At 36.7% G+C, this 17,269-nt stretch carries 12 protein-coding genes; 1 reads left to right on the top strand and 11 read right to left on the bottom strand.

The annotated features are described in order from the left end of the window. The first annotated feature begins 289 nt into the window (after nucleotides 1–289). Nucleotides 290–1,120 (top strand): endonuclease/exonuclease/phosphatase family protein, encoded by an 831-nt coding sequence (locus IPK35_09355; GenBank protein ID MBK8053462.1) that lies wholly within the window; start codon nucleotides 290–292, stop codon nucleotides 1,118–1,120. 245 nt (nucleotides 1,121–1,365) lie between these two features. Here the strand turns inward: IPK35_09355 and IPK35_09350 are convergent, their stop codons facing one another. The 11 genes from IPK35_09350 to IPK35_09300 all read right to left on the bottom strand — a co-directional run bounded on the left by IPK35_09350 (nucleotide 1,366) and on the right by IPK35_09300 (nucleotide 17,184). After that, complete coding sequence (locus IPK35_09350; protein MBK8053461.1) at nucleotides 1,366–2,112, bottom strand: metallophosphoesterase family protein; 747 nt, start codon at nucleotides 2,110–2,112, stop codon at nucleotides 1,366–1,368. Between the two features lie 40 nt (nucleotides 2,113–2,152). After that, complete coding sequence (locus tag IPK35_09345) at nucleotides 2,153–2,662, bottom strand: peptidylprolyl isomerase (GenBank protein ID MBK8053460.1); 510 nt, start codon at nucleotides 2,660–2,662, stop codon at nucleotides 2,153–2,155. Nucleotides 2,663–3,050: 388 nt separating this feature from the next. Then, complete coding sequence (locus tag IPK35_09340) at nucleotides 3,051–4,166, bottom strand: HEAT repeat domain-containing protein (GenBank protein MBK8053459.1); 1,116 nt, start codon at nucleotides 4,164–4,166, stop codon at nucleotides 3,051–3,053. 456 nt (nucleotides 4,167–4,622) lie between these two features. After that, nucleotides 4,623–6,170 carry a DUF1501 domain-containing protein gene (locus tag IPK35_09335; GenBank protein MBK8053458.1) on the bottom strand — a complete coding sequence of 516 codons (1,548 nt, stop codon included), beginning with the start codon at nucleotides 6,168–6,170 and terminating at the stop codon, nucleotides 4,623–4,625. A 67-nt stretch (nucleotides 6,171–6,237) separates the two neighbouring features. After that, the gene (locus IPK35_09330; GenBank protein ID MBK8053457.1) at nucleotides 6,238–7,797 is read right to left on the bottom strand and encodes a DUF1800 family protein; all 1,560 of its coding nucleotides are present in this window, start codon (nucleotides 7,795–7,797) and stop codon (nucleotides 6,238–6,240) included. A 268-nt stretch (nucleotides 7,798–8,065) separates the two neighbouring features. Further along, nucleotides 8,066–9,181, bottom strand: coding sequence for a DNA replication and repair protein RecF (gene recF / locus IPK35_09325; protein MBK8053456.1), 1,116 nt, complete (start codon nucleotides 9,179–9,181; stop codon nucleotides 8,066–8,068). A 245-nt stretch (nucleotides 9,182–9,426) separates the two neighbouring features. Continuing rightward, nucleotides 9,427–11,511: a choice-of-anchor J domain-containing protein gene (locus tag IPK35_09320; GenBank protein ID MBK8053455.1), complete on the bottom strand. Its 2,085-nt coding sequence runs from the start codon at nucleotides 11,509–11,511 to the stop codon at nucleotides 9,427–9,429. 147 nt (nucleotides 11,512–11,658) lie between these two features. After that, on the bottom strand, nucleotides 11,659–14,409 hold the full coding sequence (locus IPK35_09315) for a TonB-dependent receptor (protein MBK8053454.1): 2,751 nt from the start codon (nucleotides 14,407–14,409) through the stop codon (nucleotides 11,659–11,661). A 254-nt stretch (nucleotides 14,410–14,663) separates the two neighbouring features. After that, on the bottom strand, nucleotides 14,664–15,476 hold the full coding sequence (locus IPK35_09310; GenBank protein ID MBK8053453.1) for an ABC transporter ATP-binding protein: 813 nt from the start codon (nucleotides 15,474–15,476) through the stop codon (nucleotides 14,664–14,666). After that, nucleotides 15,473–16,537 (bottom strand): ABC transporter permease subunit, encoded by a 1,065-nt coding sequence (locus IPK35_09305; protein MBK8053452.1) that lies wholly within the window; start codon nucleotides 16,535–16,537, stop codon nucleotides 15,473–15,475. Before IPK35_09305 ends, IPK35_09310 begins: the two co-directional genes overlap by 4 nt. A gap of 23 nt (nucleotides 16,538–16,560) precedes the next feature. Then, nucleotides 16,561–17,184, bottom strand: coding sequence for a Uma2 family endonuclease (locus tag IPK35_09300; GenBank protein MBK8053451.1), 624 nt, complete (start codon nucleotides 17,182–17,184; stop codon nucleotides 16,561–16,563). Nucleotides 17,185–17,269: the final 85 nt, after the last annotated feature.

The raw sequence follows: 17,269 nt of genomic DNA, 5'->3' as shown, positions 1-17,269 counted from the left end.
GGCTCTTTAGGGAATGAGGGTAGCGGGCAGTTTAAACAATTTTAGTGCAAAAATGGGAAACCCCAGCTTTTGTAATATATTTTTTTCATATAGGCTTCATTCTTACGAAGGACAAGTTAGCAAGGAATTTCTTTATTAGAGAAAATAACTTCTATTTTGTTATACACACTAATTGTTTCTGATGTGATGGAAATGGATTTTTTTTTATACTTTTACACCTGATGGTAATTCCCAAAAAGGAAGTAAGTAATCAAAATGCTTTGAGGTATTAATTAAAGTCAACTCAAATATGACAAAGAATAATTTTACAATCATCTGGTTTATTGCTTTAAGTGTGATTTTTCATAACGAATTAGTATCACAAAAATTTAATGTGATGACTTTGAATATCCGATACGATGAAAAAAGAGATTCGTTGGACAACTGGCATTTAAGAAAACTAGAAATGGTGGAATTAATCCAAACAAAGAAACCCGATATTTTAGGTATACAAGAAGGATTATTTCATCAGGTGCAATATCTCGACAGTGCACTTGTAAATTATACATATGCTGGCTGTGGTCGAGATGATGGATACCAAAAAGGCGAATTTAGTGCTATTTATATTGATACGACTGTATTTACCATATATCAGTCCGGCACATTCTGGCTATCCGATACTCCAAATAAAGTTTCAGTTGGATGGGATGCAGCATTACCCCGGATCTGTTCTTATGCACAGATATCCCACAAGATAAGTAAAAAATCGGTCTGGATTTTCAATACGCATTTTGACCATAAAGGCCAGTCAGCCAGACTGAGATCTGCCGAATTGATTTTAAAAAAAGTATCTGAAATAAATCCTGAAAACCAACCTTATATCCTGATGGGTGATTTTAACGCCACCCCTGAAGAAAAACCTATTCAGTTATTAGTAGCCGCTCATCACAAGCTCCCACAGAAAATAAATGGACCACAAGGCACTTTCAATGGTTTTGGCAAGGAGAATAACACTCGTCGAATTGATTTCATTTTTTCTTCAAAAGTTAAAATCCTAAAATACATCCATTTAGACGGTAAACGCAAAAATGGTAGATACATTTCTGATCATTTGCCGGTATACGCGTCCATCAGATTATAAGGACAACACATATTATAGTGGAAAGAGAATATTCTGTAAAAATTCAAATCATAATGTATTGTAAATTAAATAATTATGATAGTAAATTTTCGTAATCAATTTTCTGTTTGGTATAATCAGCAAAAAAAATAGCTTCTTATTGACTCAAAACCAGTATTTTAGTTTTCGAACATCTCTTAGGGAGCAGACACACTTTCCCCACCACATTTTTCTGCTCTGAGTTACTGACTTGCAATTGTCCGCAACTATTGCAAATATACAATGTTGGTCATATTGACCTTATGATTTCCATAAAAAATCTCCCTATATCCGAAATTGATTGTATCTCTTATGACAAATTCTTCACTGTTCGGGTCAATCTGTACACAGGTAGCAGGGCTGATAAATAAAATAATATTGTCATTAAAAACAGTTCTTGCCATATGGTAGTGCCCTGAAAAAATAATGAAACGTTTTAAAGGATTTCTGTCACAAAGTGATTTAAACCTTTCGGATTGAGTAAAAAAATATTTTGGTTCCATATGTTTTGAACCAGCCAAAACAGGTGGATGATGCATACAAATCACAATATCATCATGTGTATGATTTTTGATTTTGTCTTCAAGCCATAAGAATTGCTGATCAGACATACTTCCTTTTGAAGTATCCAAGAAGTAAACATCTCCCGTATTCATGAAAGACAAATGATAATATAGCTCATTTTCAGTCAAAAGATGTTTTATCCCGAACACTTCGGCCATTAATGAAGCATCATCGTGGTTGCCTGCTATGATATGGCAAGAAATATCCACGTCATCTATTTGCTTTTTTAGCCACTGGTAGATTTCGACATTGCCTTCCATATTACACAGATCTCCACCGAGGATGATGAGGTCGTAGTTTTTATTTTTTATATAGGATAAAACTCTTTGAATTCTTAATCTTACATCTACATTGAAGGGCAAAACACCTTCATTGTCTATATGTAAGTCAGTAATAAAACAAATTTTCATTTTAACGAATCTAATGAGTGAGATTGTATTAGAAGTGGTATTATTTATTTACAAGGATTATTTCATTGATTTTATCACCCATTTGTATATTATGGACTACTTCCATACCCTCCACTACTTTTCCAAAAATAGTATAGTTGCCTTCGAGATGAGGGGTAGCTGAATGAGTAATAAACCACTGACTGCTTTCTGTGTCTTGTCCGGCAGAAGCCATACCTACATAGCCTTCTCCACTGTATGAAATTTGTGGTACTTCAGTTCTAATTGAATAGTCTGGTGAACCATAACCGTCGCCTCTGGGGCAGCCTGTTTGAATTACAAAATTAGGGACAACTCTGTGAAAACTTTTATCATTAAAAAATTTCTGATTGATGAGATTTACAAAATTTGCCACAGAACCAGGTGCCATATTTTTGTATAATTTTATTCTGATGATACCTTTTGTGGTTTTTACAGCAGCGATGCTCGAATCACCTATGGTTTGAATTACAGACCAATCAACAGGATGATTGTATGTTGGTTTTTCTGCTTTAAATTCTGCTCCTTCCATATATGCTATACATGAGTTCAATTCATTGTACGACTCAATATCTGCCGGAAGTTTTAATTTGGCCAGAGCATCTTTCATGAAAGTAACATCTTTCACCCACTCTCTCCACTGTAAAGCCTGATCTTTTAGAATGCCTGAAGCCACAGCTATCTGCCCCTGATCACCACTTGTAATCGCCGACCCCAATACATTGAGAATTTCAGACTTTATCTTACCATAACCATTGCCAAAGGCTTTAAAAAAAAGAGGGTTCTTTAAGATATTGCCCAAACCTTCGACGGCCGCCATTTTCGGATGATTGTTGCTTTCATTCTGGTAAAGCTGTATAAGCTGAAAGTAATTAAAGGGATCTTTGCTCAAAGCTTCTATATAAGAGACTTTCTCATAGTCAGAGGAAGCGTTTTTTTATGTTTTGTTTTATCCTTTCTGAAAAAGCAGTCTTGCTCTTTGTAAAAAACAATGCAGAATGCGCCAGCACAGCAGCATTCATCTTTGATCTGACTTGCCATGGCACGGTAATGGTATCATATTGAGCATAAAGCGGTACATCCATGATATCTCCGTTGGTGACTATGACATTGGCAGCAGTGGAAGCAAGATGTAGATTTTCATTTTTAAGATTTGGGATGATAATATCTTTTATCTGATGGTAAGGGAAATTGCTCATGGCTCTGAGTATATTAGCCTTTACTCTGTAATCGGTCTCAGCTATAAATGCAGTTTTCAGAACAGGAACAAATATGGTGTCTTTACTTTTCCCTAAAGCAATTGCCAATGGTCCTCTGACATCCGGATTTCTTTCTTTGTTAAAAATGTCAGTGAGTCTGATTTTTGACATATCAAGGTTGATATCTTTTGATCGGGCAAGATAATGTGAAGCGTATATTCTGACATCATCAGCGATCAATTCAGATTGTAGTATGTCGACCATTCTTGAAGTGCCTTCATCACATATAATGTTTCTTGATGCCATCCGGAATATAGCTCGGGCCTGGCCCAACAAAAGCAAACTGTCTGAGGGTCGGTATGTTTTCACTGTAGCTAAGGCTTTAAGATCATCAAGATTACCTACCTTGCCAACCGCCTCAAGTATATTAGCATTAAAAATATTATTTACTTCGACTGTGTCTTTTCCTCTGAAAGCTGAAATAAGTCTGATGGCACTACTGGGGTCTCCGTTTTGACCTATGGCATAAGCAGCGGCCGCTCGGATTTGTAAGTTTGGGTCAGATAAAAGCGGATATATCGAATCATTGGCTTCAGCATTTTTTATAGAACCGAACATCTGCAAAGCCTGAAACCTGTAAGACGGATTTGAGTGTCGCAAGTACGAATAAAGAGATTTTATATCACGTTTATCTCCAAGATCAATTATCATTTGTATTTCACTATCTGATAGTGACAATTCAAAGTGCGATGACTTGTCCCCTGTATCTGGTATGCAGGAAAAAATTCCTCCACAAAACATTATAATCAAAAGATACAATAAGTTATTATTTGCCATAGATTTATCCTTTAACAAAAGTGTAAAAATATGTTTAAATTTTAAAATATTCGAAATTGCAATCATTAAAGTAAAAGATTACTGTATTAAAGGCAAAATTCAGACATCCAAGCTGAGTGAAGTTAAGACTGAAGCATAGATAGCATAGAGCATGGATGAGCATAGATGGTGGTATAGATCGTGAGCATCCTATGCAAACTATGCAAACTAAGAAACCTATGCAAACCCAGCTTGGAATAGTAATTACTGCGTCGCTGCGATGCTAAGGCTTTCCCATGAATAGTAGTATAAATACTCAAATCCACACAGCCTAAAAAATTGTATGGCTTTTGTATTCATTTATCCTATATCTCTTTTTCAGAGATAAATAGTAGTGCCAGAGATTATTTAACGACACAATTTGCATTTATCAGGCTTGAAACAGCCTGAAACTTGCGCCAGCTGGTAAATTTAAATCTAAATCTTAATAAACTTTAATGTTTGTACGGCATTATCTACAGCCAATCGTACAAAGTAAGACCCCGACTGAAACCTTGAAGTATCAACCATTACTTCATGTGGACCTTGCGAAAGTGTCTTATTGACCGGAATATCGAGCTGAGAACCTATAGCATTAAAAATGCTTAGATGTACATGCTTTCCGATATTGTTAAAATTCACATAAAGATAGTCGGAACAAGGGTTGGGTGCAATATTTGCCTGAATCTCAATAATGTCATCATCTACTGAAGATGGTTTAGAGCAGTTCTTGACGATAGGCAACTTTTGAAAATCTTTAAACAGTACTGATTTTACCTGTTCAGCCGGAACCCCTAACCAATCAATCAACAAACTGGCATATACTGACCTGAAATCATACTGCATAGGTACTCCTTCCTGTGCGGCAACGGTGGAAGTGATTTGAGGATTATTACCATAAATATTGGCATTTACACAGCTTCCAAAAAGTATCAAAGGAGCTGCAGTACCGTGATCAGTACCTAAACTATTGTTAGCTCTGATTTGTCTTCCAAATTCGGAAAATGTCATTCCGACCACTTTCTCTGATAAACCAATGGCTTTCAAATCGTCCATAAAACTTGAAACCGCATCAGATATGGTTTTTAATAAGTTAGCGTGGTTACCTACTGTCGGCTCACCCACCTGCACCTGACTGGCATGCGTATCAAAGCCACCTATCGAAACAACATAAATTTTTGTTCGCAATCCACCGGCTATTAGATTTGCTACAGTTTTCAATTGGGTAGCCAAATTTGTTGTGGGATATGTCGCTACATTTTTACCCTTTGAAAAAGCGGATAATATATTTGATGCATAAGCATTGGATTGCTTTATTGTTGATCTTACAAATTCAACCTCTGCGCTGTAGCAGGTGTTATCACTAGGTCCGGCAATAGTCTCTTCTACTATTTTTACAGAACTTTGAGCAGTCAAGGCATAACTAAAATTATTCACTGTCCCCTGACATGTTTCAGAGACTAAAGAACTAATTGTGATTGCTAAAGGGTCAGGAAAATTGTTATTGGGATAACCCGAAGGATAAGTAGGGTGATTGCCGTCGAAATAACGTCCTGCCCAGCCTGTGGCTATATACTCTTTTGCATCTGAAGCACTCATCCAAATGTCTGTGGATCTGAAATGCGATCGGTTTTGATTCGGATAGCCTACAGATTGAACTACAGCCAGCATACCTTCTTTGTATAATTTATTCAATCCGCTCATAGCAGGGTGAATTCCCGTTTTATCTGTCAATTTCAAAACAGATGACTCCGGCAACATAAGTAATGGTCGGACTGCACTAAGTCCCGAATACTGATCCAAGGGAATGATCATGTTCAGACCATCATTTCCGCCGTTGAGTTGTATGAGTACCAATACCCTTTCATCATCCATATTCAAATAATTGAACAAGGAGGAGTTGGCAACGGCAGAAATGTCCATACCGCCCAACACTACGGGCACAGAAAGCAAAGATCCTGATTGTAAAAATTGACGACGCTTCATTTAATTATGTTTTATTTGAAAGCAATAACTTTTATCTCAAAAAATTGTGAATTATCATTTTTTAAATTTAGCTCAGATGATATTCCGGCATACGCATCATATAAGTGACCATGTTCCTGAGTCTTGTATTTACTGTATTAAGGGCAGCAGTATTTGTTGGGGCAGCTTTATAACTATTGTATGCTGTGGTCCAGCCAGCATCATTACTTCCTGCAGCAAGAACCGACTTTAAGTGAGTGACCTGATTTGAAGATAATGGCTTAGAAAAGAGTAAAACTCCTATCTCTGACACCACTACATTCGCATCTTCAGGTTTGCTGAATTTATTGACTGTTTTCAGAATATCCAGCTGAATTCTGAATGTACTTACAGTTTGTCCGCTTCCTGCAATAGCATCCGTATAGGTTTTTCGTTGTGGCAGAGAAACTGAATTGAGCCATAGTTTGTAATAGTTGGGTTCCTGATAGTATGCCTGCCAGCCTGCTACAGACGGAGCATAAAATACTGCCATCTGATGGTTTAGTGAGGTTTGATAGATCGCACTGAGCACCTGTTGCCTTAGTACAGCATCTGTCGGGAGGACTAAATCAAAAGCCGCCAAAGGATTCAATAAAAAATCCAATGGATTCATCACCATGATACCTCGTGCACAAACATCATAAAAATGCGTTGACTCCAACAGTGTTTTTACTGTTGGTAAAAGCTCATAATCTGAATCCCGGAATACTTTTGCTAAAGGTTTTATGATATCGTTCTCTATTTCATCATTTATTTCAGAAGCTACAAACCACGTATACAATCTTCGGCATACATGCAAAGACACTTCCTCTTTCTGAAAAATGATATCAATAAGATTTTTGTATTCGTTGATTCCGGTATTTGCAATGGATGAATTATTGAATCTTGGTGATAATTTTTTTGTCGTTATATCGTGGTTTGCTACATTAAACTGAGAAGTTACAGGTACCGCGCCTCTTAGATCTCTCCAACCTGTAAGAACTTTGGCAATTTCTTTTATATCGTTCTCAGTATATGTGGTATAATCTCCAGGGCCAGCTATCGGACCTTTACCAACAGTAAATAATTCTAGTAACTCCCTGGCATAATTTTCGTTAGGTGCAGTTTTTGTGTTCAGATTGCCATTGAGGTAGCTCAGCATACCAGGATCAATAGTAATATCATATGTCAACTGCTTAAAGTTTCCCAAAGCCCTGCTTCTGATCAGGGCTATATTTTTGTATTGATAACGTGGGTCATCAAGGTCAGCCGTGACGAAATGATTGTGCAAAAACATGACCAATTTCTCCCTGATATTGGGCAAGCCGGACAACATCAGGTCATAAGACCAAGCCCTGAGAGATTGCCTTCTGTAACCATCCACATTTTGACTTGTACCTTTGTCAACCCAGGTCTGGCCAACCGGGACATCGGGATCAGTGGCATAGTTGAGATTCAATGGCGGGGATGGTTGAGCTAATGAAGTAAATAGTGCAGCAGTTGTTTCGCTCAAAGATTTGCTTCCAAATTCTTTTACGACTTCATACTTCACACCATAAGTAGCCCTTCTGAACAAATGAGCTGCATGCCCTACATTCCATGTACCGTTATATTTGCTTAGTGATGCCATGAACAATTATTTTTATGATATAAAAATCTTAAGAGTATGTTTTTTGAATATTTGACTCAAAATAAATTCTTCCGACAGAGACGACATTGATTGGCTATTGCCAGTTCATAAAATCGATCATTTCTTACGTGGATACCTTTGAAGAATATCATCATTTGACAACTAATTTTTGAAAAGTTTAATTCTGCTTTACCTTTATTAAGAAATATAATTGCAAAATGTACTACAAATTTAAGAATATTTTTTAAAAAATCCATTTTCATTAGGATTATTTAGTTAATTCTGCTTGATTCACAACAATTCCTTGATTTATATAAAACATTTTAAAATTATAGTTATTTTCCTTTAATGCTTTATTTATCCTTGCTTCTTGAGTATCTGTTATAAATATCTGCCCAAAATTATTTTCCTTCAAAACGTTCATAAGCTGACTTACCCTAAATGCATCGAGTTTATCAAAAATATCATCAAGCAAAATCATGGGCTTTTTACCTGTTGATTGTTCTACTATCTTGTATTGAGCTAGTTTTAAAGCCAGTACAAAAGACTTCAATTGTCCTTGTGATGCAAAGTTTTTTAATGGTTCACCGTTGATAAGGAAAGTCAAATCATCTTTGTGGATACCTTGACTCGTCCGTCCCAGGATTCGGTCTTTTTGTATATGTTCCTGTAAAAGGTCTTCCATATTTTGAAACTCCAATTTACTTTCATAATCAATACTGCATATCTCTCTCCCAGCACATATTCCCTTATAAAAATCATTAAAAAGTGGAATGATACTGGAAATTTGTTCTCTCCTTTTTTCAAAAATATACTTAGCGGGTCGAAACATGCCTCTCGTAACAGCTTCCAAAAGATGGTGATCAAATGTTTTGGTTTCAATAAAAGATTTTAACAGCGCATTTCTTTGTTTAAGCAGATGGGTGTATTGCAATAGATGTTCAAGGTATAATTTGTCAGATTGTACAATGGTATTATTTATAAAATTTCTCCTGTCTTCACTGCTCTCAAGTAGCTGGTGGATATCATCAGGTGCTATCATCACACATAAAATCTGTCCTATGTGGTCAGAGATTCTTTCTATTTTTTTCCCTAAAACTTCGATATCTTTCTTATTTCCTGTCTTGAATCTGACGACAACTTCTTTGTCAAAATCTTCAGAAATCCTTCCTGCTATCCTAAAAAAATCATTATTATGATTGATGACATATCTATCACCCGAAGCAAAATAACTTTTCCCAAAACAAAGATAATAGATAGCTTCCAGCACATTGGTCTTTCCCATACCATTCATACCTACAAATGCATTTACATCAGGATGAAATTCAAACTGTTGGTCTTCATAGTTTCTGAAAGATGTCAGTTTGAGATGTGTTAAGAACATCCGAATAATGTTTTGATTGGTGTTAAGAAGTTTGAAAGTGTTAAGAGTTTAATTTTTATTGCCTTAAAATCAATATATTATGAACCTAGCTTCAAAATAACTGCCTCATTTAGTTCACCTGCCTGGCTATTAACATAGTTGTCTGGCAAGCTAAAATCGTTAATTATTTTATCGCCAGAAACATAATCTCTTGATTTACAACTAAAAAAAAATTAAACATACTCTAACTGTAAATGTGGTATTTTCTACTTTATTTTAATATTATCTACTCGATATGTCGATGTCAGTGATGCACCTTTTCCTTCATACTTAAATCCAATTCGTATCTTAGATCCAAAAGGCTTAAGGTCGATATTGCCGGAATTGATAAATGTATTGTCGGCTTCGTCCTTCAAGGCTAATTTAGCATTTACTTTTGTCCATGTGGCTGTAGCTGGGTTGTCTTTATAGTTTGCAGATGCCCACACCGTCAGTCCGTCATGAGTCCAGAATGCTTTGGCTGATTCAAATGACATGGTTGGAGTCGCTGAAGTAGTAATTTCAGGTGTAATCATCCAGGTCTCCATCTCAGGTGCTGTATCATTGAATGCTGTGGCCTGAGCAGACAAGTGGCAGCTAAAAAGTTTGGCTTGCCATTTCCTGGTTCCTTTTACAGCCACATTTAGCCACCCTGGAAGAGAGATATCCACATTATTTGTCTGGCTGGAAAATGATTCGTCTATTGCTCCTGAGGAAGTTAGACCTACACACTTGCAGGTACTATCATATTTATCAGAAACTGTAGCAATATTACCATCATCACATGGCGCTCCCGGGTAAATATCTTTGTTAAGGGGCGCACAATCATCACTGTTTTTAACACCATCTCCATCACAATCTTTCGTACCATCATTCACATCACAATCCGCTCCTCCTGATATATCATTTAGATTTCGGATAGACAGTTGTTTTCCTGTTGTAAATTCTGAAGCTATCGCCGTGATTGAAACTGTGCCATTTTTGATGACATCTGATGCAAAATTTGCTGCATTCAAAGTAAATAAGTCTATCTCTCCAGTAGCATCTTTGACTTTGATTTTATCCGAATACTTAGACCCGTTAATGAGTATAACGTTGTTGACCTTAATAAGAGTGCTTTCATGAATCGCAGGATCAATTTGCGCGACAGTCAATACTTTAGGTGTAATAGTTTTTGAAGATTGCAGCACTTCGACATTGGTGTTTTCCAAATTTTGAACCTGTAGTACTTTACTAAATTCATTTAATTCGCCCCCGCCTATATTTACCTTAATCTCACTTCCCAACGGAACATTGATTGCTGATTTAAATCTTAAAACGATACCGGCATCCCCATCCTGAATCACAAGATTTTGTCCATTGATGTTTTTATTGGCAATGTCTGATATCACTACGCCTTGGACAAAACCGGAAACCACCGGTAGGGCAGTCCCTGTAAATCTGGCCCGAAGATCTTTGACAGAAACTAAAGATGCACCACTGCCGCATCTCTCCTTATCAAAAACCACATCCTTGGTATCCCTGATAAATAGTTGTTTGTCGGCTCTGAAGATACTATAAATTGCGGTAAGCGTACCATTTTTTTCCGGTAGCAACTCATTGGCAAAATCTGCATAACCGCTATTTCTTACTAAAACTCTATTGCCACTGCAATCCGCAAGATCCTGATTGATAGTGATAGGAGGATCTACTTGGTTGTTGGCATATTTTTTATTCGCTCCCACATTTACAAACTGGACATTTTCAATCTGTATTAGGGTGTTTAAATCACTTGGCCCTAATTCTGAAATTTTCTTTTTGCGTGGTGTAACAGGAATATTAAATGATCCCGGAATAATGATCTGACTCATTAGAGAAGGTGGTATCTGGCCTAACCGGGGCGAACTGCTGGAATTATCCACACCCATACCCAATTGCGGCAGTCCATTATAATCCGAAATTGTCAGCCCTTTTAACTTTACAAATACCCTTCTTCCTGTTGGATATGAAGAGTGAATTTCATTTTCATCAATCAATAAGGATATCCCAAGATCAGAATTTTCATCTTCAATAATGATGTTCTTGTAAAAATTTCCTGATTTATCATCTGCGACTACAACACATTTGATATGTTTATCTATATCAATATTGGTATACTTCCCGGGAGTATAATATTTGGACATGATTTCCTGAAGACTGATGATCTGTTCAGCAGGTATTTGCGGATCATTTCCACCTGTGGGTGGAGCGTCAAACTCTCCCTTAAGACAAGCTTGCAACAATGCAGTTCCAAGCATAGACATGATAAAAATTTTATAAATTGAAAATTTCATATGTATTTTTATTTATATTTGTATTTTAATTGTATAGCTGCCTCATCGGAGCAAAAGGCTGTCAGATGGTGCCCCAATGATTAGATTATATTGTTTTATGATTTTTGGATGCATCACGATTATGCTTTTTGTCTAACAAGAAATATTTTATCTCGCGAATGTGTAAGAAATATTAAGATTATAATTGAGCCCGTAGGAATAAAAATATCTTGGGGGAAATCTGTTGACATTTTTTGTTTCATAATCAAATCTCAACTGTTCAAATCCACCGGATATAAATTTTGTATTATTCAAAATGTTGCCGGCATTGAGATTGATTCGAAGGTAAGAACCGTCTTTAAGTTTTAATGACTTTCCCATTGAGAAGTCCACAGTGATCCCATCCGGCAACTTTTCCTGTTGAATCACCGATTGGTACAATTCGTTTTGTTCAGTAGGATTGATCGTCTTAACTGCTTCTGCTGTTCGCCTGTCAGGATTAAAAGAAAGATAATTTTTGCTGAAACCATTTACGTTGATGTCAAAAAACCAAAACTTAGTACTTCGGTAAGTAATACCTACGGTACCGGCTGTTTGGGGTGTCCCGCTGAAATAATAATTATCGATAAAAATGGTCCTGTCTGTCACAAAATCAGCAGCACTATTATCCCTGGAAATGGTAGCAACAGGTCTGCCGGAATGAAAGTATTCTCCCAGAGCACCTGCAGCGGAAAGCGAAATTTTGGAAGTAAGGTTGTACTCCATACCTATCTCAAGACCAGTGTGTTTCCTATCTATTCCAGTCATGATGTAATTTACAAAAGTCCGGAAATCTTCATGATAAAACACGTCATTACTTATTTTATTTCTGAAATCCGTATAAAATGCACTCACCCTCGCTTTTAGTTTTGTATAGCGTGCGAGATAAGAAATATCTGCTGAAGTGATCTGCTCATTCTTCAGATCACTTACGACTTGATCTCTCACGCGAGGCGAAACAAAACTCTCACTGGCAAAAGGTGCGCGTGTTCTGTATGTTCCATTTAAAGTCAGGTAGTTTCTTCCATCAATTTTATATGTAATGCCACCTTTTAATGCTGAATTGAAAAAATTATTCTTCTCGGACTTACCAAAAGAATTATCAGGGAATATGCCTGTTTTAGTAAATCCTTCTCTATAAAATGATTGATGAGTCAACATCAGTCCCGTCATAAAATCGAACTTTGGGGTAACATAAATCAATTGCCCCCAAGCAGATGCACGATTGGTGTGAATATCATAATCATGTCCAAATGTATCACCCTTTTTCAGAATACGATTTGGGCGATTGATGTCATTTTGACCGGCGTCCTTATTGTCAGGAAAATCTCTTAAAGCAAATCTGTTAAAGTCGATATAAAAGTCAGCCCCAAGTAAGTCCTCTACTCTTCTGTAATAATGTACTTTTTCATTCAAATATTGAACACCGCCGGCAAAGTTGATTTTATCACTTATTTGGGAATTTATTACGGAATTGAAATTAATTTTTTGATTGTCATAATTTTCCGACTCCATGATGTAAGCAGCCAATTTTCCATTTAAGTTATTACCGGCAATACCGTCTGCATTTTCAATAGTATAATTTCTTGTAGCATTTGCATCGTACAATGCTTGCCAGTTAATTTGTCTATTACCTTCATTGGCCTTTAAAAACTCTGTAATTTGGCTTTTGGTCTCCGGTACAGTGGCGTAACTGGGCAATCTTCTGTAATAATCTGGTCTGGGGTCAGGCGCATCAAACCAATCTAATCGTGTACTGCCATATCTGCCTGTCTGAACACCAATACTAGTCATGACTTTAGTATTATTACTTATTTTCCAGTCGTGTCTCAGTATTGATACAGGTTGATGAATTCGGTATTCTCTGGCACTTCTCACTTCTCCATTTTGAAAACCCCAATTGGGATTATAAAAATTATCACCTGAAATATCATACATTTCCTGAACTGATCCGGTAGATCTCCCCCTTCTCTGCGGAGAACCAAATACTACAAAATTAAGCACATGATTATCGTTTAGTTTTCTATCGATTGACAAAAAATAACTGTTGCCCTGCATATGGGTTCCTTTTATGTAGCCCTGAGTACCATAAGTATGAGATGCTGTTGCAGCAATAGCCCATCCATTCTTCATCAAACCAGTACTATAGGTCGCCATTAACCTGTGCTGAAAAGTCCTGTTAGAGTTGGCATAGGTGATTTTTTTTTCATCTCGTTGGCTTGATGCTCTCAGATCGATAATGGATGCTCCTCCTATACCTCCAAAAGTCAGGTCACTTTCAGACAGATTTACAACATTTGTCCTGTTGCGCATCACATCATTAAGCCCATTCCAGGCGGTCCAGAGCACTCTTCCATCATCCTGATCATTCATCAACATACCATTCATGATCATTTCTGCGTCTTCATTAAAATATCCGCGTGGCCGAAACCTTCCGGCTATTAAATTGAAAGTTGTAGCATCAATAAATGGATCCCGGCCTGCTGAAAGAGCACTTGAAAAATTATCATTTTCATTTTCGATAGATGCCAGATCAGAAATATCAATGACTGAAATATCATTGATTGACTGGGTATTACTGACTGTAACTGAAATATCTCCAAGGTTGGTTCCTGTAGAAAGATGTGTGATTTCAATACTTTTGATAACTATGTCATTTACCTTTATCTCCAGCACATAATAATTTGGTTTTATTTCATTAAATTTAAACTTCCCAGAAGCATTTGAATAAACTGAATTGTTCGTCTTCCTCAACATAAATTCTGCTCCCACGATGGGCTCCCCAGAAACATTGTCCAATAGCCTCCCTTCTATATTCTGACCGAAAGCAACATTGACTAAAATCAGGAACACGAAGGTAAGAAGAAGGAAATGTTTCATTATACTGAGATAATCAGGTTATTCAAATAAATTGTAAAGATAGGACTTTTATGGTATATTGCAAAATTTAATATATCAAATATTCATATACAATACCCTGAATTTAGAGCATATTTAAAGTTTATTCTTTAGCAATAAAATTTGTTAATTTATTATCCAAAAACAAAAATTAAACTTACTTTTATCAGGATTACCTCATTTTTTCCAAAAAAATAATAATTGTACTATTAGGGTCTAATTTTTAAACCTCGCTATTATTTTTCACTGCTGACTTTCATCATAGTATCCTCCACATGATGCACTAATTGGGTAAAATGAGTATCTCTTTTAGTATCACGCGTACGATGCAGTGGCAGGTCAATGTGAATATGTTCAACTATTTTGGATGGGGCATATTTCATTATATATATATCATCACCGAGATATACGGCCTCCGAAATATCATGAGTAACAAAAATCACTGTAGAATGAAATTTTTCCCAAAGTTGAAGAAGTAAGTCTTGCATTTGTATCCTGGTCTTGATATCCAGGGCTCCAAATGGCTCATCCATCAATAATATTTCAGGATTTGCAAGTATACTTCTCGCTATGGCTACTCGCTGCAACTGACCGCCGGAAAGTGTTGGATACATGGCGTATTTTTTTTCATGGCCATCCAGCCCAACCAACTGTATGAGTTCCATGGCTCTGGCATCTCTATCTTTTTTGGATATACCCTGATATTGTAAAGCCAAACCCACATTATCGAGAACAGTCATCCAAGGCAATGACGAGTATTGCTGGAATACCATACTGATGTGTGTATGCTGATCAACAGGTTTGCCTTTGACCAGCACTTGCCCTTCTGTAGGATTCTGCAATCCGGAAATATATCTCAGTACCGTAGATTTGCCACTACCTGACATACCTAAAAGGACGACAAATTGGCCTTGGGCCGGTTTATCCTCAACTATTAGGTTAAAATCCTTGATGATCCAGTTTTGTCCGCCATCATAGGACTGACCTATGCTCTTCAGCTCTATGATATTATCCAAGCTTGCCTTATCTTCAAACTGAAATCCACTCATGATTTTACAAATATTTTTTGGTACAAATGATACAATTGGTAACCCAAAATCAGGACAAAAATGACATCTATGGTCCATAGTGCATCACCGAAAAGATAACTCAAAGGCTTGGCCCCACCTAAAAAAGGCGACCATTCATTAAACATAAATAATAAATAAATACCAAGAAAAATCCAGGTGGATAAAGCTATGACATAATCAAATACGGCATCAAAAGCACTGATTGTCTTGAGGCTATTTCTTCCATCATAACTATCTTTGATCTGATATTTGTATGGAAAAAATTTTCGATCCAGGTACGAAAAGACCTTATCCTGAAATATTCCGATCAACATGATGACAATGAGGCAGGCTATAGTAATGTCTACCCTACCCAATCGCTGTCCGGCCCTATATATCAATGAACCAATACCGCCCTGATCAGCAGAAGTTTCAGCCACTATGATGTAGGTCCATGAAATCGCAGTCAGAATTCTGATATCATCAGATAGGCGGGAAATCACAGCAGGAAAATACACAGTTTTGATGGTTTGCCAGTAGCCCGCTCCGAGTGTATGCACGGTTTTCAGATATACATCATCGACTTCATCTATACGCTGTATAACGATGGGCAATAAGTAAATAAAAATACCGAAAGCCAGAAAATTGATCTTTTGTTCTGCATATATGCCGAACCATATGATAAACAGTCCTGTCAAGGCTGTCAAAGGTAAAAATCTGACGGCATCTACCATACGCTGAAAAGCTCCTCTAAATAGTGGTACCAATCCGATGATAAATCCAACAGGGATAGCATATAAGATTGCTTTGATGTAGCCACCCAAATTTAAACCAATAGACCTGCATAGGTTCATTATCAACTCATTATTAGTATACAGCTCTCCGAAAGCATGAAAAACTCTGAGCGGATCCGGAAAAATAGCCCTTGGTATCGCCGGAGTCTTACCCATAGTCAATAGTGCCCAAATGAAAATAAAAAAGATGATACCACCTATGGCCAGTATCATCTTCTGATTTTTATTCAGGTCCCCTCTAAGCTTAAATAGCCATGAACTTGTCATTTCTTATTTTATTTTTTAAACGATTACTCAAATTCTACATCATCATAAATCTCAGAAAGTGGAATATCAATAGAAAGTGAATAAATTTTCAGCTGTTGGTCAGGTGAATTCATTTCTGATTTAACCCAAGTATTTATGTCTTTTCGATACCATTGTTCTATGGCAACTCCAGTCTGGGATACAATGATATACTCTTTGAACGATGGCAATTCCTGATACAAATGAAATTTTTGAAAAGCATCCAAAGAATGCGTTGAAGGAGACAAAACCTCAACTACTACCAACGGATTGGTGATAATATCTTTTCTACCCTGCCAAAATTCAGGTCTGTCAGCAATAACAAGTGCATCAGGATAAAGTACTGAGTTCCTGGATGGGATATACACTTTTTGATCGCTGTTATATACTTTAAACTTGTTTGACAGAAGTTTAATTCTAGTAATTAATGAAGAAGTAATTTGCGCAGAAATTTGATTATGATTAGATGTTGCTCCTGCCATTTTGACTATTTTCCCATTATAATATTCACTTTTATATTTTGCTTTTTCTTCGCGTTGTAGATAATACTCCAAAGTATGGTCTTTGAGCGCTGACCTCCGTCTGAGTTTTGTAGTTTCAGAATACCCTACTTTACTTATTGTCGCCATGGAACTGTATTTATTTACAAAGATAAATGTATTTACCAAAAAATGAAAAATAAAAAAGCGAATCAACTCCTAAAAAGTGAATTCG

Source organism: Saprospiraceae bacterium, assembly GCA_016713025.1.
Classification (GTDB): Bacteria; Bacteroidota; Bacteroidia; order Chitinophagales; family Saprospiraceae; genus OLB9.
The sequence above is the reverse complement of the archived record's forward strand: the minus strand, read 5'-3'. Positions and strand labels throughout refer to the sequence as shown.